We start from the raw sequence: 18,513 nt of genomic DNA, 5'->3' as shown, positions 1-18,513 counted from the left end.
CCGATCGGTGAGGGCGCGTGTGCCACTTTCTCTCTCGAGAAGGTGGCGAGCTGTGACCGGGAAGTCACCTAGAGCTGTCATGAAGGCGTCCGTATGGTGACATCTGAGCGGCGCTATCAGAGTGATCCTCGCCACGCCTGAGGGGATGCCGTCTCAGATGAGCGGTCGGGTGAGGGGTGCACTTCTCAAATGGTGGCACTGGGTGCCAGGAGTCTCCACTTTGATCGATCGACGCTTCTCTCACGCACCGTCGCGTACCAACTCGAAAATGATCGCTTTCCGTGGTCATTCGTTCAAGGGTTGAAGGCATGGCCTCGACCGGGTGATGTGTCGTTCCACTTTCGATCTGCTGGCGGACGGGTGGTTGCGGCCCCATGACGGGCAAGTGGACGTACCCAGACACCTTCGATCTGGGTATGTTCCTCGCCGTCAGGGCAGCCACCGCGTCGTCGAGGAGTCGAGACCCGTGTCGGAAAACGAAGACCTTCAGAAGTTCGTCTACGACTTCACCGAGGGCAACAAGGAACTGAAGGACCTTCTGGGCGGGAAGGGTGCCAACCTCGCCGAGATGACCAACCTCGGGCTCCCCGTCCCTCCGGGTTTCACCATCACCACCGAGGCGTGCAAGGTCTACCTCGACAGCGGCGAGGAGCCGGCCGCCCTGCGCGACGAGGTGAGTGCGCACCTCGACGCCCTTGAGGCGCGGATGGGCAAGAAGCTCGGCCAGGCCGACGACCCGCTGCTCGTCTCCGTCCGCTCGGGCGCCAAGTTCTCGATGCCCGGCATGATGGACACGGTTCTCAACATCGGCCTCTCCGACGCCTCCGTCGTCGGTCTCGTCGCCCAGTCCGGCGACGAGCGGTTCGCGTGGGACTCCTACCGCCGCCTGATCCAGATGTTCGGCAAGACCGTCCTCGGGGTCGACGGCGACCTCTTCGAGGAGGCACTGGAGGCCGCCAAGGAGGCCAAGGGCGTCACCGTCGACGTGGATCTCGACGCGGGCGACCTGAAGAAGCTGGTCAAGCAGTTCAAGAAGATCGTCACGCGGGACGCGGGACGCGACTTCCCGCAGGACCCGCGCGAGCAGATGGACCTGGCCATAAAGGCGGTCTTCGACTCGTGGAACACCGACCGGGCCAAGCTCTACCGCCGCCAGGAGCGCATCCCCGGCGACCTCGGGACTGCCGTCAACGTCTGCTCCATGGTCTTCGGCAACCTCGGCCCCGACTCCGGTACGGGCGTCGCGTTCACCCGTGACCCGGCCAGCGGCCACCAGGGCGTGTACGGCGACTACCTCCAGAACGCGCAGGGCGAGGACGTCGTCGCGGGTATCCGCAACACCGTCCCGCTCGCCGAGCTGGAGTCCATCGACAAGAAGTCGTACGACCAGCTGATGCAGATCATGGAGACGCTGGAGACCCACTACAAGGACCTCTGCGACATCGAGTTCACCATCGAGCGCGGCCAGCTGTGGATGCTCCAGACCCGGGTCGGCAAGCGCACCGCCGGCGCCGCCTTCCGGATCGCCACCCAGCTCGTCGACCAGGGGCTCATCGACGAGGCGGAGGCGCTCCAGCGCGTCAACGGCGCGCAGCTCGCGCAGCTGATGTTCCCGCGCTTCGACGACGACGCGAAGACCGAGCGGCTGGGCCGCGGCATCGCCGCGTCGCCGGGCGCCGCGGTCGGCAAGGCCGTCTTCGACTCGTACACCGCGGTCAAGTGGTCCCGCTCCGGCGAGAAGGTCATCCTCATCCGCCGTGAGACCAACCCGGACGACCTGGACGGCATGATCGCCGCCGAGGGCATCCTGACCTCGCGCGGCGGCAAGACCTCGCACGCGGCCGTCGTCGCACGCGGCATGGGCAAGACCTGTGTCTGCGGGGCCGAGGACCTGGAGGTCGACACCAAGCGCCGCCGGATGACGGTGGGCGGGCGCGTCGTCGAGGAGGGCGACGTGGTCTCCATCGACGGCTCCACCGGCAAGGTGTACCTCGGTGAGGTCCCCGTCGTGCCGTCACCGGTCGTCGAGTACTTCGAGGGCCGGATGCACGCGGGCGCCGACGACGCCGACGAGCTGGTCGCCGCCGTGCACCGGATCATGGCGTACGCGGACCGGGTGCGCCGGCTGCGGGTGCGGGCCAACGCCGACAACGCCGAGGACGCCCTGCGCGCCCGCCGCTTCGGCGCCCAGGGCATCGGGCTGTGCCGCACGGAGCACATGTTCCTCGGCGAGCGCCGTGAGATGGTCGAGAAGCTGATCCTGGCCGACACCGACCAGGAGCGCGAGACGGCCCTGGAGCAGCTGCTGCCGCTCCAGAAGGCCGACTTCATCGAGCTGTTCGAGGCGATGGACGGGCTGCCCGTCACCGTACGGCTGCTGGACCCGCCGCTGCACGAGTTCCTGCCCGACATCACCGAGCTCTCGGTCCGGGTGGCGCTCGCCGAGTCCCGCAAGGACGCCAACGAGAACGACCTGCGCCTGCTGCAGGCCGTGCACAAGCTGCACGAGCAGAACCCGATGCTCGGTCTGCGCGGGGTCCGGCTCGGCCTGGTCATCCCCGGCCTGTTCGCCATGCAGGTGCGGGCGATCGCCGAGGCCGCCGCCGAGCGCAAGAACGCCAAGGGCGACCCGCGCGCGGAGATCATGATCCCGCTCGTCGGCACGGTCCAGGAGCTGGAGATCGTCCGCGAGGAGGCCGACCGCGTCATCGCCGAGGTCCAGGCCGCCACGGGCACGAACCTCAAGCTGAAGATCGGCACGATGATCGAGCTGCCGCGCGCCGCGCTGACCGCCGGTCAGATCGCCGAGGCGGCGGAGTTCTTCTCCTTCGGCACCAACGACCTGACCCAGACGGTGTGGGGCTTCTCCCGCGACGACGTGGAGGCCTCGTTCTTCACCGCGTACCTGGAGAAGGGCATCTTCGGGGTGTCGCCGTTCGAGACGATCGACAAGGACGGCGTGGGGTCGCTGGTACGCAGCGCGGTCGCGGCCGGCCGGGCGACCCGCCCCGATCTGAAGCTCGGCGTCTGCGGCGAACACGGCGGCGACCCCGAGTCGGTGCACTTCTTCCACGAGGTGGGCCTGGACTACGTCTCCTGCTCACCGTTCCGCATTCCGGTGGCCCGCCTGGAAGCGGGCCGGGCGGCCGCGGAGTCGCGGGGCAGCGACAGCCGCTGAGTCCGGCAGAGCCACTGATTCCGCCGGCTGCCGCGGGACCGGACGACCCTCATCGGTCCGGCGGCGGCCGCGGAATTCCCTGAGGCGGCGGCACCCTGTGCGGGGGTGCCGCCGCCTTGTCATGTGCATGGGCTGTTGGGAGAAGCCCAGGTGTCTCCGTGCGGATGCGCATATGTCTCTGTACGGAGGTGCGGCAGCCCCGTACGGATGGGGGGGGCGGTAGCGACCGGATGCCGGAATGTGCGCGCTTTCCGCTCGCCCCCTCACCCCGTTGCTTCGTTTAATGCGCAAAGAAATAGGTCCGGAACGGACCGGGGTGCGGTCCATGGATCCCCACCCATGGACCGCACCCGGCTTACCCCCGTCGAGTGCGGAGCCGCACCGTCACCAACCGCCGCCGAACGAGCGAAACCCCCCACGGCCTTCACCCGCTCTTCCGGTGGTTCCGGAATCGCACCCGACGTCGTACAGCCTTTCGGGTGACGGGGGGTCCGGGCGAGACGTTTCACCTCTGGCCGAAACCCCGTGGTGACGTGTAGTTACCCTTCGCATACTCTGACGTGGGGGCAATTGCACGTGCAAGGGGTGGGGGTTCGGTGCTGCGTATCCATGTCTCCGGATGGGACCTTTCCAAGGTGCGGATGGCCACCGGGCCGGACGCATTATGGGAGACCATTCTCAGCTTTCACCGGCTGAGGGACCGGAGGGCTTCCACGGTGTTCGGGAAATGGCGCTCCGAAGCGCGGCCGCGGTTGAATAGTGAAGTACGCCTGCTGTCCGCCGTGGTTCCACCGCGCGGCTATTTCCCCGACTTTCTGACGCCTTCTCAGGAAGGCGCCGAGCCGATGGACTTCGCCACCGGAATGGAGGCCCTGCGCGACACCCCGACCGACCGGCTGCGGGCCGAACTGGCGGTGCTGGGCGCCCAGGGAGCATCCGGCGGCCGCGGCGCGGCCCTGCGCGCGGTGCGGCCCGTGGTGCTGGACACGCTGGGCGAGGGGCGCGCCGAGCCCCTGGGCCGGCTCATCGGGGTCCTGCGCGCCTACCACCGGGCCGCCGTCGAGCCGTACTGGCCGCACATCCAGGCCAGTGTCGAGGCCGACCGCGCGATCCGCGGCCGCGCCCTCCTGGACGGCGGCGCCGAGGAACTGCTGGCCTCGCTCCCACCGGTGATCCGCTGGCGGGCGCCCGTGCTGGAGGCCGACTACCCGGTCGACCGCGAACTCCACCTGGACCGCCGCGGCCTGCTCCTCCAGCCGTCGTTCTTCTGTCGCGGCACCCCGGTCGTCTACCGCGATCCGCTGCTCCCGCCGGTGCTCGTCTACCCCGTCACCCATGCCGCCGCCCCGGTCTTCGCCGAACCGGGCCCCTGGCTCGGCCGGCTGCTCGGGAACACCCGGTCGACGGTGCTGAGGGTCATAGGCGACGGGTGCACCACCAGTGAGCTCGCCCGCCGGGCCGGGGTGTCCCTCGCCTCGGCCAGCCAGCACGCCTGCGTGCTGCGCGAGGCCGGCCTGGTGCGCACCCTGCGCCACGGCAGCTCGGTCCTGCACACGCTGACCCCGCTGGGCGGCTCGCTGCTGCGCGGCGGTGCGCCGCTCGCCGTATCGTGAGTTCCGGGCGCGGGGCCCCGGGAGTCACGGGCACGACGGCGGAGATTTTCGCCCGGCACCGATGAGTTCCGGGCGGGCCCGGCGTCTACCTCTCGTAACGCATGCGGGGAAACGCACCCGCGACACCAGTGAGAGAGCGAGACGGCCATGCCTCAGATGATCTTCGTGAACCTGCCGGTCAAGGACATCCAGACGACGAGGAGCTTCTTCGAGAAGCTGGGCTACTCCTTCAACCCCCAGTTCAGCGACGAGCACACCGGCTGCCTCGTCATCAGCGACACCATCTTCGCCATGCTCCTCGAGGAGCCGCGCTTCAAGGACTTCACCAAGAAGGAGATCGCGGACGCCTCGAAGTCCACCGAGGTGATCCTCGCGCTGAGCGCGGACAGCCGCGAGAGGGTGGACGAACTGGTCGACGCCGCGCTCGCAGCCGGCGGGTCGCCCGCCAACGACACCCAGGACCTCGGCTTCATGTACGGCCGCTCGTTCCAGGACCCGGACCACCACATCTGGGAGGTCGTATGGATGGACCCGGCGGCGGCCGAGGCCGGCGGTCAGCCCGCCTGAGGGCGGCGGGGAGAGCCGTGCGGCGCCCGTGCGGGCCGCCGCACGGCCGGAGCGCCGGTCAGCCGCGGAACGGGCCCGTGACCTCGTAGGTGATGCCGCCGGAGGAGCTTCCGCTCGTCCCGCGCTGCGAGGAGAAGTAGAGCCGGGAGCCGTCCGGGGAGAACGCGGGACCGGTGATCTCAGAACCGGACTGGCCGCTGATCCGCAGGAACGGTGCGACGGTGTCGTCCGGGGTGATCAGGCAGATCTCCATGTTGCCGCCGTCCTCGGCGACGAACAGGTCACCGGACGCGGACCGGGTGACGTTGTCGACTCCCGTCAGCGGGGCGCTGCCGCCGGTGACCAGGGAGTCGTCGTAGACGAGCGAGATGCTGGACGCGTTCGCGTCGTACGCCCACACCCGGTTGTCGCCCTTGGTGGTGAACCAGCAGGTTCCCGCCGCGTAGAAGCAGCCCTCGCCGCCGTTGAACACCTTGGCGCCGGAGACCTGGTAGCGGGTCTGGGTGGGCGAGCCGTCCGGGTCGGGGACCGTGGCCCAGGTCACCGGGCCCGAGGTGCCGGTGCCCGCCACCAGGACCTGGAGGGTGCCGGACGACAGGTTGCCCCAGGTGGTGGGGCGGAAGCGGTAGAAGCGCCCGTCCGTCTCGTCCTCGGTGAGGTACACGTACCCGTGGTCCGGGTCGGCCGCCGCCGCCTCGTGCTTGAAGCGGCCGAGCGCCGGACGCTGCACGGCGGCGTTCACGCCCCACGGGTCGGTCTCGTAGACGAATCCGCGGCTGACCTCCTCACAGGACAGCCAGGTGTTCCACGGGGTCCGGCCGCCCGCGCAGTTGTTGTTGGTGCCGGACAGGATCCGCGACGCGGAGGTGACGGTTCCGGCGGAGTTGATGCGCACCGCGCTCGCTCCGCCGCCGCTGCCGGAGGAGACCTCGGCGTTCGAGACGTAGATCCAGCCGCTGCCGTCGGCGAACGTGGCGCCCCCGTCGGGTGCGCTGTGCCAGGTGTACGAGGTGCCGGGGACGGTCTGCCCCGACCGGGCGATGATCCTGCTGGTGAAGCCGCTCGGCAGCAGGATGCCGTTGCCGTTCGCCGCTTGCAGCGCGCCGTACGGGCCGGTGGCCGGCTGGGCGGGGCCGGCGAAGGCGGCGCCCCGCCACAGGGTGCCGCCGAAGGCCGCCGCCGAGCCGCCGATCACCGCTGTGCGCAAGAAGGTCCGACGTTCCACGATCACTCCACGGGTGACGTGAGGGCCCGCCGGTCCGGTCGGCCCGGCGGGTCGAACGTCAGGACAGTAGAGGGACGCAGTTGACGGAGCGTCAACGCCCGGTGAACGGGCCCGGAAGACCGGCCGTGGTCAGTCCGCCCGGACCTCGAAGACCGGCACCGAGACCTCGTCGTCGTCCAGGCACGCGCCCGTCGCCAGGTCGAAGCGCTGCTTCAGGAGCGGGGAGGCGACGAACGGCTGCCCGCCGTCCGATCCGACCAGCCCGCGCGAGAGGACGTACGCGCCGGTGAACGGGTCGCGGTTGTCGATCGCGTACGTACGCCCCGCCCGGTCCACGAACAGCGCGACCTGCCGGCCGTCCGGGAGGAGGGCGGCCACCCCGCGGCCCGGCGTCAGCAGCGAGCGGTCGCAGACCGTCATCCAGTCGTCCCCCGTGGCGAGCCGGATCACCCGGTCGTCCCCAGCGGTCTCGGTCGTCTCGGTCATCGTCTGCGTCGTCATCAGGAGGCGGTCCCTTCAAGAGTGCGGATGGCGAGAACCGGGCCCGCGAGGATGTCCAGGTCGGGCTTGACCTGGTCGCGTTCCGGGACGAACTTCACCGACGGGTCGGGAGCGTCGGGTGCGTTGACGAAGGTGACGAAGCGGCGCAGCCGCTCCGGGTCGTTGATGGTCTCGGCCCACTCGTCGCGGTAGCCGCGTACGTGGTCGGCCATCAGCCGCTCCAGCTCGTCGCAGAGCCCCAGCGAGTCGTGGACGACGACGTCCCGTACGTGCTCCAGGCCGCCCTCGATCCGGTCCAGCCAGGTCGAGGTGCGCTCCAGCCGGTCCGCCGTGCGGATGTAGAACATCAGGAACCGGTCGATCAGGCGCACCAGTTCGGCGTCCGACAGGTCCTGGGCCAGCAGGTCCGCGTGGCGCGGGGTGGCGCCGCCGTTGCCGCCCACGTACAGGTTCCAGCCCTGGGCGGTGGCGATGATCCCGAAGTCCTTGCCGCGGGCCTCGGCGCACTCGCGGGCGCAGCCGGAGACCGCCGACTTCAGCTTGTGCGGGGAGCGCAGGCCCCGGTAGCGCAGCTCCAGGTCGATGGCCATCTTCACCGAGTCCTGGACGCCGTAGCGGCACCAGGTCTGCCCCACACAGGACTTGACCGTCCGCAGTGACTTCCCGTAGGCGTGTCCCGACTCGAAGCCCGCGTCGACGAGCCGGGTCCAGATCAGCGGCAGCTGGTCGACGCGGGCGCCGAACAGGTCGATCCGCTGACCTCCGGTGATCTTGGTGTAGAGGCCGAAGTCCCGGGCCACCTCGCCGATCACGATCAGTTTCTCCGGAGTGATCTCCCCGCCGGGGATGCGCGGCACGATCGAATAGGAGCCGTTGCGCTGGAGGTTGGCCAGGAAGTGGTCGTTGGTGTCCTGGAGGGCCGCCTGCTCGCCGTCGAGGACGTAGCCGCTCGCGCCGACCGTCGGCGCCAGCGAGGCGATGACCGAACCCACCGTCGGCTTGCACACCTCGCAGCCGTCGCCGCCGCGCGCCTGCTCACGGCCGTGCGAGTCGAGCAGCTCGGCGTAGGAGGTGATCCCCAGGGTGCGGACGATCTCGTACAGCTCGCTGCGGGTGTACGCGAAGCAGCCGCACAGGCCCTTGTCCTGGCTCTGGGGGAGCAGCTGGCCGATGACCTTGACGCAACTGCCGCAGCCGGTGCCTGCCTTCGTGCACTTCTTCACCTCGGGCAGCGTGGTGTGCTCGCAGATCTCGCCCTTGGTGACGTTGTGGCAGGAGCAGATCACGGCCTCGTCGGGCAGCGACGAGGGGCCGAGGGTGACCGGGCCGCCCGCGCCGGCCGGCAGGACCAGCTGCTCGGGGGCGACCGGCAGGACCGTACCCGTCATCGGGCGCAGCGTGCCGTACTGGTCGGCGTCGCCGACGAGGACGCCGCCGAGCAGCGTGCCGTCCTGGCCGATCACGAGCTTCTTGTAGACGCCCGAGCGGGAGTCCGCGTACACGACGTCCAGGCAGCCCTCGGAGGTGCCGTGGGCGTCGCCGAAGGACGCCACGTCCACGCCGAGCAGCTTGAGCTTCGTCGACAGGTCGGCGCCGGTGAACGCGGCCTCCTTGCCGGCGATCACCTCGGCGGCCGTCTGCGCCATCTCGTAACCGGGGGCCACCAGGCCGTACACCCGCCCGTCCGAGGCGAGCGCGCACTCGCCGATCGCGAACACCGCCGGGTCGGACGTGCGGCACTCCTCGTCCACGATGATGCCGCCGCGCTGGCCGACCGCCAGTCCGCAGTCCCGGGCCAGCTGGTCGCGGGGCCTGACACCGGCCGAGAAGACCACCAGGTCCGTGGCGAGCGAGGAGCCGTCGGAGAGCGACATCCCGTTCACCGACCCGTCCTCGCCCGCGGTGACCTCCTGCGTGCCGACGCCCGTGTGGACGGTCAGACCCATGTTCTCGATGGTGCGCAGCAGTGCCGCGCCGCCGCCCTCGTCGACCTGGACCGGCATCAGCCGGGGCGCGAACTCGACCACGTGGGTGTCGAGTCCGAGCCCCTTCAGTGCGCCCGCCGCCTCCAGTCCGAGCAGCCCGCCGCCGACGACCGCGCCGGTCGTCGCCGTCTTCGCGTACTCCTCGATCGCGAGCAGGTCCTCGATCGTGCGGTAGACGAAACAGCCCTCGCTGTCCTTGCCGGGGACGGGCGGGACGAACGGGTACGAGCCGGTGGCCAGGACCAGCGTGTCGTACGTGAAGGTCTTGCCGGAGCGCGCGGTGACCGTGCGCGCCTCGCGGTCCAGGGACTCGGCGGGGTCGCCGATCCTCAGCTCGAAGCCGTGCTGCTCCATGAAGCCCTGCTCGACCAGCGACAGGTCCTCGGGGGTCTTCCCCGAGAAGTACGAGGTCAGCTGCACCCGGTCGTAGGCGGCGCGGGGTTCCTCACAGAGGACGACGACCCGGGCCGTGCCGGCGGTGGCCGTCAGCCCGCGCTCGGCGAGGGCCTCCAGGAAACGCTGGCCGACCATTCCGTGCCCGACGACCACGATGGTCGGCACGGCTGCTGCGGTGGAGGTGTGGGCGGTCGGGAAAGTGGACACCGGCATCTCAGAAGCCTCCGTCATTGGTGAGCAGGTGGAGCAGGGACGTTTCGGCGGGGAGCTGTGCGTCGTCCTGCCAGGTGCGGGCCAGGGTGCCGACCGCGGCGAGATCACCGAGCAGCACACCTCCCGCCAGCCGGTCGCCGCGGACGACGACCGTGCGGTACGCGCCCCGGGTGGCGTCGGCCAGCCGGATCACGTCGTCACCGGGCAGCGGCCGGGAGTCGCCGAAGGCGGCGAGATCGAGCGACCCCGAGCCGGGGGTGTCCGGGCCGTTCAGCGTCAGCCGGGTGAGCGCCCGGGTGCCGTCGTAGCGGGCGGGCCGTCCGGCCAGCACCTCGGCGAGCACATCGGCCTGCTCCAGCGCCGGACCCGCGAGCCCGTACACGGTGGAACGGTGCTCGGCGCAGTCGCCGACGGCGTGGATGTACGGATCCGAGGTGCGCAGCTCGTCGTCGACGACGACGCCCTTGCGGACCTCCAGACCCGCGGCCTGCGCGAGGCCCGTCCGGGGACGCACCCCACAGGCCAGCACGGTGATCTCGGCCGCCAGCTCGTACCCGTCGGCCATCTCCACCGCCCGGACCGATCCGTCGGCGCAGCGCAGCCCCCGGACCCGGCACTCGGTGTGCACCTCGACCCCGAGGGATTCCAGGTGGCTCCGCAGCAGCCCGGCCGACTCCGCGTCGAGCTGCCGCTCCATGAGGTGCTCGCCCTGCTGGGCCAGCACCACCTGGGCACCGCACTCGGCCAGCGCGCGGGCCGCCGACACGCCCAGGAGGCCGCCGCCGATGACGACCGCGTTCACCCCCGGCCGCACCGAGGCGCGCAACGCCAGGCAGTCGTCGAGGGTGCGGAAGGCGTGCACCCCGTCCGGCATCGTGTTCCCGAGCCCGCGCAGAGGCGGGAGCACCGGGTTGGAGCCGGTCGCCAGCACCAGCCGCCCGTAGCGCACGACGCTTCCGTCGTCGCAGTGCACCAGCCGGTCGTCCCGGTCGATCCGCACCACCCGCACCCCGCGCCTGACCTCGGCCGGGGGCAGGGCGATCACGTCCGCCGGATACCGCCCGGCCAGCACCTCGGCCAGCAGCACCCGGTTGTAGGGGGCGTGCGATTCCTCGCCGATGACGGTGACATCGGGCACCCGGGCGGCCAGGCGTGCGCCCGCCATCCCGGCGCCGATCACCACCACCCGCGCCGTGTTCTCCGTCCGTGTACTCATGACAGGAAGCGTGACCGGGGGGTGTTACCCGTCCGGATCCCCCCTGTTTCCCGGGAGGAACCTTGCGCTCAGCGCCTGCGGTAGGCGCCTGTGAGGGGAGAGCGGGGCGCGGAGCTCAGGAACGGCTCAAGATTCCAGGGATCATTGGACGGGGCACGTACCTGCTCCTTACTGTCGTGACCATGCCTGACATCACCCTCACCACCCTCGTCGTGCTCTGCCTCGCGGCAGCCGCGGCCGGCTGGATCGACGCCGTGGTCGGGGGCGGGGGACTGCTCCTGCTGCCCGCGCTGCTGCTCGGCCTGCCGCACGTCCCGGCCGCCCAGATCCTCGGCACGAACAAGGCGGTCGCGATCGTCGGCACGTCGGGCGCCGCCGTCACCTATGCGCGCAAGGCCCCGGTGAACGTCGGCACGGCGGTACGGATCGGGCTGGCGGCCCTCGCCGGATCGATGGGCGGGGCGTTCTTCGCCGCGGGGATCAGCAGCGAGGTGCTGCGCCCGGTGATCATGGTGGTGCTGCTGGCCGTCGCCGCGTTCGTGATGCTGCGGCCCCAGTTCGGCCGGGCGGCCGGGGACGGTACGGCGCCCCGGGTCACCCGGGCCCGCACCGTCACCGCGATCGTGCTGGTGGGCGGCGGAATCGGGCTGTACGACGGACTGTTCGGCCCGGGCACCGGCACCTTCCTCGTGCTGGCGCTCACCGCGGTGCTCCACCTCGACCTGGTGACGGCCTCCGCCACCGCCAAGATCGTCAACGTCTGCACCAACGGCGGGGCCCTGGCGATGTTCGCCTACCAGGGCAACGTGATGTGGCAGCTGGCCGCGCTGATGGCGGTGTTCAACCTGGCGGGCGGCCTGTTCGGGGCGCGGATGGCGCTGCGCAGGGGCAGCGAGTTCGTCCGGGGGGTGCTGCTGGTGGTGGTCTTCTCGCTCGTCGCGAAGCTCGCCTTCGACCAGTGGCAGAGCTGACCGGCCCCACGCGGACGGTGCGCGCGGGCCGGTCCGGCCCCGGCACGGGCAGCCGCCGTCTCGGCGCGCCCCGCCGAGGACCCGGCGCACTCCGGTGCGGCCTCAGCGGACGCCGGTGAGGTGGGCGTACGCCACCACGTTGCCCTGGTAGCCCGTCGACTCGGAGAAGCCGCCGCCGCAGGTGATCAGGCGCAGCGAGGCGTGCTCCGAGGGGCCGTACACCCGCCGGTCGGGGAAGTCGTCGTTCTCGTACACCTCGATCGCGTCGACCGAGAAGACGGCGGTGCGGCCGTCCTCGCGGAGCACCTCGACGGTGGTCCCCTTCTTCACCGACCCCAGGTCGTAGAAGACGGACGGGCCCTCGGCGTTGTCGACATGGCCGGCGACGATCGCGGTGCCCTTGGCGCCGGGTGGCGGGCCGTCCTTGTACCACCCGACGAGGTCGGTGTTCCCGGCCGGAGGCACGTCGAGACTGCCGTCCGGTCCGAGGCCGAGCGGCATCACCGGGGCGTCCACCCGGATGGCGGGGATCATGAGGCGTACGGGCGCCGAGCGGCGCAGCGGCTGGGCGACCGGCGATCCGGGCAGCAGGTCCGGGCCGGCGGCGAAGGCGTCGGCGGAGGCGGGGGCCGGCGGGGTCAGTTGGGTGTCGGCGCCGTTGCGGATGAGCCAGAGACCGGCCAGCGCCGCGACGACGAGCAGCCAGCCCTTGGCCTTCTGGGACACGGTCGTCCTCCGGGTGACGAGAGGGGGATACGGTCCCGTCCCGGTGGCGCGAGGCCACCGGGACGGACACCGGGCGGTACGGAGAGGTGGAAGTCTCCGTCAGCTGCCGTCCTGCGTGCCGCTCGCCCGGCGACGCAGGAGCCAGGCTCCGCCGACGGCGGTCGCGGCGAGTACGCCGGCTCCCGCCGCGATCTGGGTGGTGTCCGGGCCGACGCTGCCGCCGACACCGGTCTTCACGTGCCCCGTGGGGGCGGTGGGTGCGGCCGAGGTGTGGTGGCCGGAGGGGATTTCGTGCCCGTCGGACGAGCTGTCGTGCCCGGCGGAACTCTCGTGCCCGGAGGGGGTCGGGCGAGCGGGTGGCGTGGAGCGCCCGGCGAGCGCGGGGGCGTCGGGCACGAGCGCCGCACCGGAGTCCTCGGCGAGCGCGGGGGCGTCCGGGGCGTCCGGGACGAGGGCCGCACCGGAAGCCTCGGCCTCGTCGAGACCGGTGGTGTCGTACTCCTCGGAGTCGTCCGGGTCCGCGGGTGGAGCGGCGTCGGTGGGGGAGTCCTCTTCGGTGGCCCCGGCGGCCCTGTCCCCGGCCGCGGTGCCCGCCGCCTTCACCTCGATCTCCCCGGTGGCCCGCTTGCCGTTCTCGCAGGCCACACCGATGCGGTACGGGCCCGGCTCGACGGTGCCCGGTACCCGGAACGAACCGGCCAGGACCTCCTCGAGGGTGGCCGGCGCCAGCGCGAACTCGGAGGCGTTCAGCGCGCTCGCGTCACCGGTGGCGGCGGTGTCGCTGCCGCAGGCGGTGGTGTTCACGGTGACGGTGGCGCCGGGTGCGGCGCTCGCGGGAGTGACCTCCAGGGGCGCCGCCTCGTCCCCGTACGCGAACGGGGCGGCGGCGCTGAGGCCGAGTGCGGCAGCGGCGAGGGCCGCGGCGGCTGTGCCGGTCACGAGGCGGGCAGGACTGCGCATGGGGGGTTCCTCCGGGCGGGATGGCGCGGGCTGGTGTGTCCTGGTTCCGAGCTAACGGCCGGGTCGCCATCCATGCCTGCTGACACCAAGTCAGCTTTCACTCTTCCGGACCGGCGCTGCCTCCTTGCCACCGCCCATGCGTGCAGGTCACAGCGGTGATGGAGGGTCGCATGCCCCGTCCTCCCGCCTCCGGTGCCGATCGGGTGACACCCCTTCGCGAGAAAGTGGCGTACGTCACACGCATGGTCCGGGTGTGCGGGGGCATACGACGCACACCCCCCCCACGGGACGCAGTGCACAGCTGCCCCCCGGCCCCCGCCCTCACCGGCCCCACCCCCCCTGGGCCCGGTGAGGGCGGTTCGGCGTGTGCCCGTGCCCGGGGCGCCGTCCTCAGACGGGCGCGGCGGCGGACCACGTGATGACGGGCGGCCGGACCCTGGCGCAGAGCGGCTGTCCCTCGGCGTCGGAGAGGGGGAGCGTCGCGGTGAGGTGCCCCGAACGCGCGGCCGCTTCGAGGACGTCCGCGTCGATGTCGGCGAACATCAGCTTGGCGCGCCGGAACATGGAGAACAGGCCGTCGTCGTCGACCGTGCCCCACGACAGGTAGACGAACCGTCCGCCGAGCCGGTTCTGGACGTACGGCCCGCTCACCTCGATGCCGTCCGGGCCGTCGGTGGCCGTGCACTCCAGGGTCCAGTGGGCGGCGGGGGCGTCGCCCGGATGCAGCCCGAGGAGTTCACCGGCCCGGTCCTTGCGCTGCACGCCCACATGGATGTTCTCGCGGCCGGCGAAGCCGCCGCCCGGCCCGCCGGAGCGGCCAGGCAGGCGGGAGCCCTCGATGTGGATCTGGATGCGCGACGGCGTTCCTTCGGCGGGGATCTGCATGCGTCCATCGTCCCTCCGGGTCGGCCGGGCGGACGCCCCGGGTGTCAGACGGTGTCCCAGGGGGCGGCCTCGTACGCCGTCGCCAGCCGCCTCATCAGCTCCTCGTCGACCGTGAAGTCCGTGCCGTCGATCCGGGCCACCGGGGCCATGCCCTGCGAGTTCGTGACGAACGCGGACCGGTAGGCGCCCAGCCCGTCCTTCGGCACGGTGCGGCGCACCGAGCGCACGCCCGCGCCGGGCAACTCCCGCTCCAGCAGCGCCATGGTGACGCCCAGCAGCGCGGGCGCCTGGGGCCAGACGACCGAAACTCCGTCCCAGAAGCCGATGTTGGTGATCGCCCCCTCGGTCACCGCACCGTCCGGCAGGGTCAGCAGCGCGTCGTCGAACCCGGCCCGGCGGGCGAGCTCCCCGTAGTACGTCTGGCCGAAGTCACCGGCGCGTTTGAGATGCGGCGCGGTGCGTGCGTACGGGACGGACATCAGGGAGACCGGCTCGGGGCTCATCCGGACCGACCCGCGCACGGTGACCATGACGGTCGTCGCGGCGGCGCCCGGCGGCCGCAGCCCGTGCACCCGCACCGAGGCGTCCGACGCCCCGCCGCTGTGCAGCGCGTGCCGGATCCACTCGCGTACCCGGCCGCCGTCCAGGGGGAGTTCGAACAGCTCCCGGTTCGCGGAGTCGAGCCGCTCCAGATGGAGTTCCAGGCCGCGCACCCGGCCGCTCCTGACCTGCATGGCGGTGAAATGGCCGTAGCCGAAGAAGGCGGCTCGGCGCAGGTCGTCCTCGGTGGCCGGACGTCCGTCGAACTCGGCGTAGGGAAGGGGGGCGGCTGCGTGAGGCGTCATGCCGCTCACCGTATGCCGACCTGCGCGGGGGCGGACCGGCAGCGACCGCTTGACCTCAACCGCGGTTGACGTACGAACCTCCTCGCATGGACCTCACCGCAGCCGGAACCACGGCCACCGCTCTGCCCACCACCACTCCCGCGACCGACCCGCTGAGGGTCGCCGTCATCGTCGCCAGCAACCGCGAGGGCCGGTTCGCGCCCGTCGTCGCCGCATGGTTCCGATCCCGTACGGAACACCGCCCCGGCATCGAGACCGACGTGGTCGACGTCGCCGCACTCGACCTCCCGACCGCCCTCTCCCAGAGCCCCGGCCCCGAGGACCGGGCCCGGCTGGCGGAGATCTCGGGCCGGCTGGCGGCCGCGGACGCCTTCGTCGTCATCACCCCGGAGTACAACCACTCCTACCCGGCCCCGCTCAAGAACCTCATCGACTGGCACTTCACCGAATGGCAGGCCAAGCCCGTCGCGTTCGTCTCCTACGGCGGCGTCTCCGGCGGTCTGCGCGCGGTCGAGCACCTGCGCCAGGTCTTCGCCGAGCTGCACGCCGTCTCCCTCCGCGACGGCGTCTCGTTCCACAACGCGGGCGCCCTCTTCGACGACGAGGGGCGGCACCGCGACCCGGCCGGCCCCGACGCCGCGGCGAAGACGCTCCTGGACCAGCTGCTCTGGTGGGGGCGGGCGCTGAAGGGCGCCAGGGCGGCGCATCCGTACGGAACCTGACGCGGCCCGGCGGCCGGGGCCCGACAATCGGGGAAGGACCCGCCCCCGATCCGAGGAGACCCCAGGTGACACCGCCCGCATGGCTGAACGTGCTGACCACGACGGACAGCGAGGAGAAGGCCGGGCTCCTGGCACAGGGCGCGGTGGAGGCGCGGCTCGCCGCCTGCGTCCAGATCTCCGCGCCCCTCACCTCGGTCTACCGGTGGCAGAACGCCATCGAGACCACCGAGGAGTGGCAGCTGTCCTTCAAGACGACGGCCGAGCGGTACGACGAGCTGGAGGCCTACCTCCAGGAGGCGCACGACTACGACACCCCGGAGATCATCGCCCTGCCGGTGCTCCGGGGCAGCGCCCGCTACCTGGGCTGGGTATCGGCGGAGACCGCGCCGGTGACCGCGCCCTGAGCGGTGCCCGCAGCCTCCACACGCACCGCGCACACCTTGAACTCCGGCATCTTCGACACCGGGTCCAGGGCCGGGTTGGTCAGGGTGTTGGCCCGGCCCTCACCCGCCCAGTGGAACGGCATGAACACGGTGTCCTCGCGGATCGCCACGGTGATCCGCGCGGGCGCCACCGCCCGCCCGCGCCGTGAGGTGACCGCCACCGGTCCGCCGTCGGCCACCCCGATCCGCTCGGCGAGCCGCGGATGCAGCTCCACGAAGGGCCCCGGTGCGGCCGCGTTCAGCTCCGCCACCCGCCGGGTCTGCGCCCCCGACTGGTACTGGGCGACGACCCGCCCGGTCGTCAGCACCACCGGGTACTCCGCGTCCGTCTCCTCGGCGGACGGCCGGTGCGTGACGGGCACGAACCGGGCCCGCCCGTCGTCCGTCGCGAACCGGTCCAGGAACAGCCGCGGCGTACCGGCGTGGTCCGTGTCCGGGCACGGCCAGAAGACGCCGTCCTCGGCCGCGATCCGCTCATACGTGATGCCGGCGTAGTCCGCCGGCCCGCCCGCCGAGGCCCGGCGCAGCTCGTCGAACACTTCCTCCGGGTCGGCCGGGAAGCCTTTCCCGTGCCCGAGGAGGCCGGCGAGCCCGTGCAGCACGTCCAGATCGCTGCGGACGCCCTCGGGCGCGGTGACCGCACGCCGGCGCAGCAGCACCCTGCCCTCCAGGTTGGTCGTCGTCCCGGTCTCCTCGGCCCACTGCGTCACCGGCAGCACCACATCCGCCAGCGCGGCGGTCTCGGAGAGCACCACATCGGCGACCGCGAGGAAGTCCAGCGACCGCAGCCGCTCCTCCACGTGCCCCGCGTGCGGTGCGGAGACCACCGGATTCGACCCCATCACCAGCAGCGCCCGCACCTCGCCGCCCAGCGCGTCCAGCAGCTCGTAGGCACTGCGCCCCGGCCCCGGCAGCGAGTCCGGATCGACTCCCCACACCCCCGCGACATGGCGGCGCGCCACCGGATCGGTGAGCTTGCGGTATCCGGGCAACTGATCGGCCTTCTGGCCGTGTTCGCGCCCGCCCTGGCCGTTGCCCTGCCCGGTCAGGCAGCCGTAGCCGGACAGCGGGCGGCCCGCACGCCCGGTGGCCAGCGCGAAGTTGATCCAGGCGCCGACGGTGTCCGTGCCCTTCGCCTGCTGCTCGGGCCCGCGCGCGGTCAGCACCATGCCGCTCTCCGCGTCGCAGAACATCTCGACGGCCGCCCGCAGTTGCGGGACCGGGACGCCGGTCAGCCGCTCCACCAGCTCCGGCCAGTGGGCCATCACCCCGGCCCGCGCCTCGTCCCAGCCGGTGGTGCGCTCCCGTACGAACTCCTCGTCCACCCGGCCCTGCGCCACCACCAGGTGGAGCATGCCGAGCGCGAGCGCGAGATCGGTGCCGGGCCGCGGGGCCAGATGGAGGTCCGCCTGCTCGGCGGTCTTCGTGCGGCGAGGATCGATGACGATCAGCCGGCCGCCGTTCTCCCGCAGTTCGGTCAGATAGCGCAGCGCGGGCGGCATCGTCTCCGCGAGGTTGGATCCCACGAGGATCACGCACCCGGTCCGCGGGATGTCCTCCAGCGGGAACGGCAGTCCGCGGTCCAGTCCGAAGGCGCGCTGGTGCGCGGCGGCCGCCGAGGACATGCAGAACCGCCCGTTGTAGTCGATCTGCGAGGTGCCGAGCACCACCCGGGCGAACTTCCCGAGCGTGTACGCCTTCTCGTTGGTCAGCCCGCCGCCGCCGAACACCCCGACCGCGTCGGCCCCGTGCTCCGCACGCGTTCCCCGCAGCCCTTCGGCGATACGGGCCAGCGCCTCGTCCCAGCCGGCCGGCTCCAGCTCACCGCTCGCCGTGTCGCGTACGAGCGGACCGGTCAGCCGGACCGCCGAGGACAGGACGGCGGGCGCGGACCGGCCCTTGCCGCACAGAGCGCCCCGGTTCACGGGAAAGGCGGTGCGCTCCTCCACCTCGACGACCGCGTCCCCGGCGACCGGTCGCAGATTCATGCCGCACTGCAGTGCGCAGTACGGGCAGTGGGTCGCGGTGGCGGCAGGCGCGGTACTGGTCATGACCCCAGACTGCGAG

At 71.9% G+C, this 18,513-nt stretch carries 15 protein-coding genes; 6 read left to right on the top strand and 9 right to left on the bottom strand.

Annotated elements, in window-relative coordinates:
* The first annotated feature begins 466 nt into the window (after nucleotides 1-466).
* From ppdK to E6R60_RS04820, 3 genes are all read left to right on the top strand, one after another.
* Nucleotides 467-3,178, top strand: a complete 2,712-nt coding sequence (gene ppdK, locus E6R60_RS04830) for a pyruvate, phosphate dikinase (protein WP_136325144.1) — start codon at nucleotides 467-469, stop codon at nucleotides 3,176-3,178.
* 596 nt (nucleotides 3,179-3,774) lie between these two features.
* The gene (locus E6R60_RS04825; RefSeq protein ID WP_136325143.1) at nucleotides 3,775-4,791 is read left to right on the top strand and encodes a helix-turn-helix domain-containing protein; all 1,017 of its coding nucleotides are present in this window, start codon (nucleotides 3,775-3,777) and stop codon (nucleotides 4,789-4,791) included.
* Between the two features lie 147 nt (nucleotides 4,792-4,938).
* Entirely contained in the window at nucleotides 4,939-5,358 is a 420-nt protein-coding gene (locus tag E6R60_RS04820) for a VOC family protein (RefSeq protein WP_136325142.1), read from the top strand.
* Nucleotides 5,359-5,416: 58 nt separating this feature from the next.
* On the opposite strand, the gene E6R60_RS04815 is transcribed toward E6R60_RS04820, so the two are convergent.
* From E6R60_RS04815 to E6R60_RS04800, 4 genes are all read right to left on the bottom strand, one after another.
* Nucleotides 5,417-6,583, bottom strand: a complete 1,167-nt coding sequence (locus tag E6R60_RS04815; protein ID WP_136325141.1) for an alkaline phosphatase PhoX — start codon at nucleotides 6,581-6,583, stop codon at nucleotides 5,417-5,419.
* A 129-nt stretch (nucleotides 6,584-6,712) separates the two neighbouring features.
* Nucleotides 6,713-7,084, bottom strand: a complete 372-nt coding sequence (nirD, locus tag E6R60_RS04810) for a nitrite reductase small subunit NirD (RefSeq protein ID WP_136325140.1) — start codon at nucleotides 7,082-7,084, stop codon at nucleotides 6,713-6,715.
* Entirely contained in the window at nucleotides 7,084-9,678 is a 2,595-nt protein-coding gene (gene nirB / locus E6R60_RS04805; RefSeq protein WP_136325139.1) for a nitrite reductase large subunit NirB, read from the bottom strand. The genes nirD and nirB overlap by 1 nt, the downstream gene beginning before the upstream one ends.
* A 1-nt stretch (nucleotide 9,679) precedes the next feature.
* The gene (locus E6R60_RS04800; RefSeq protein WP_136325138.1) at nucleotides 9,680-10,894 is read right to left on the bottom strand and encodes an FAD-dependent oxidoreductase; all 1,215 of its coding nucleotides are present in this window, start codon (nucleotides 10,892-10,894) and stop codon (nucleotides 9,680-9,682) included.
* 182 nt (nucleotides 10,895-11,076) lie between these two features.
* Between E6R60_RS04800 and E6R60_RS04795 the strand changes: the two genes are divergently transcribed.
* Nucleotides 11,077-11,865, top strand: coding sequence for a TSUP family transporter (locus tag E6R60_RS04795; protein ID WP_136325137.1), 789 nt, complete (start codon nucleotides 11,077-11,079; stop codon nucleotides 11,863-11,865).
* A 102-nt stretch (nucleotides 11,866-11,967) separates the two neighbouring features.
* On the opposite strand, the gene E6R60_RS04790 is transcribed toward E6R60_RS04795, so the two are convergent.
* The 4 genes from E6R60_RS04790 to E6R60_RS04775 form a co-directional block, all read right to left on the bottom strand.
* Nucleotides 11,968-12,591, bottom strand: a complete 624-nt coding sequence (locus tag E6R60_RS04790; protein WP_136325136.1) for a class F sortase — start codon at nucleotides 12,589-12,591, stop codon at nucleotides 11,968-11,970.
* Between the two features lie 99 nt (nucleotides 12,592-12,690).
* Nucleotides 12,691-13,551 (bottom strand): hypothetical protein, encoded by an 861-nt coding sequence (locus E6R60_RS04785; protein WP_240802427.1) that lies wholly within the window; start codon nucleotides 13,549-13,551, stop codon nucleotides 12,691-12,693.
* A 390-nt stretch (nucleotides 13,552-13,941) separates the two neighbouring features.
* Entirely contained in the window at nucleotides 13,942-14,436 is a 495-nt protein-coding gene (locus E6R60_RS04780) for a DUF5990 family protein (RefSeq protein WP_136325135.1), read from the bottom strand.
* Nucleotides 14,437-14,480: 44 nt separating this feature from the next.
* Nucleotides 14,481-15,281 carry an aminotransferase class IV family protein gene (locus tag E6R60_RS04775; RefSeq protein ID WP_136325134.1) on the bottom strand — a complete coding sequence of 267 codons (801 nt, stop codon included), beginning with the start codon at nucleotides 15,279-15,281 and terminating at the stop codon, nucleotides 14,481-14,483.
* Nucleotides 15,282-15,367: 86 nt separating this feature from the next.
* On the opposite strand from E6R60_RS04775, the gene E6R60_RS04770 reads away from it, so the two are divergent.
* Nucleotides 15,368-16,003, top strand: a complete 636-nt coding sequence (locus tag E6R60_RS04770) for an NAD(P)H-dependent oxidoreductase (RefSeq protein WP_136325133.1) — start codon at nucleotides 15,368-15,370, stop codon at nucleotides 16,001-16,003.
* A 65-nt stretch (nucleotides 16,004-16,068) separates the two neighbouring features.
* A complete protein-coding gene (gene cutA / locus E6R60_RS04765; RefSeq protein WP_136325132.1) occupies nucleotides 16,069-16,407 on the top strand; it encodes a divalent-cation tolerance protein CutA in 339 nt (112 codons plus the stop codon).
* On the opposite strand, the gene E6R60_RS04760 is transcribed toward cutA, so the two are convergent.
* A complete protein-coding gene (locus tag E6R60_RS04760) occupies nucleotides 16,359-18,497 on the bottom strand; it encodes a molybdopterin oxidoreductase family protein (protein WP_136325131.1) in 2,139 nt (712 codons plus the stop codon). The two genes, cutA and E6R60_RS04760, sit on opposite strands and share 49 nt — an antisense overlap.
* Between the last annotated feature and the right edge of the window lie 16 nt (nucleotides 18,498-18,513).

Origin of the sequence: Streptomyces sp. A0642 (genome assembly GCF_004795105.1) — a bacterium.
Taxonomy (GTDB): domain Bacteria; phylum Actinomycetota; class Actinomycetes; order Streptomycetales; family Streptomycetaceae; genus Streptomyces.
This window is presented reverse-complemented; position numbering and strand designations above follow the sequence as displayed.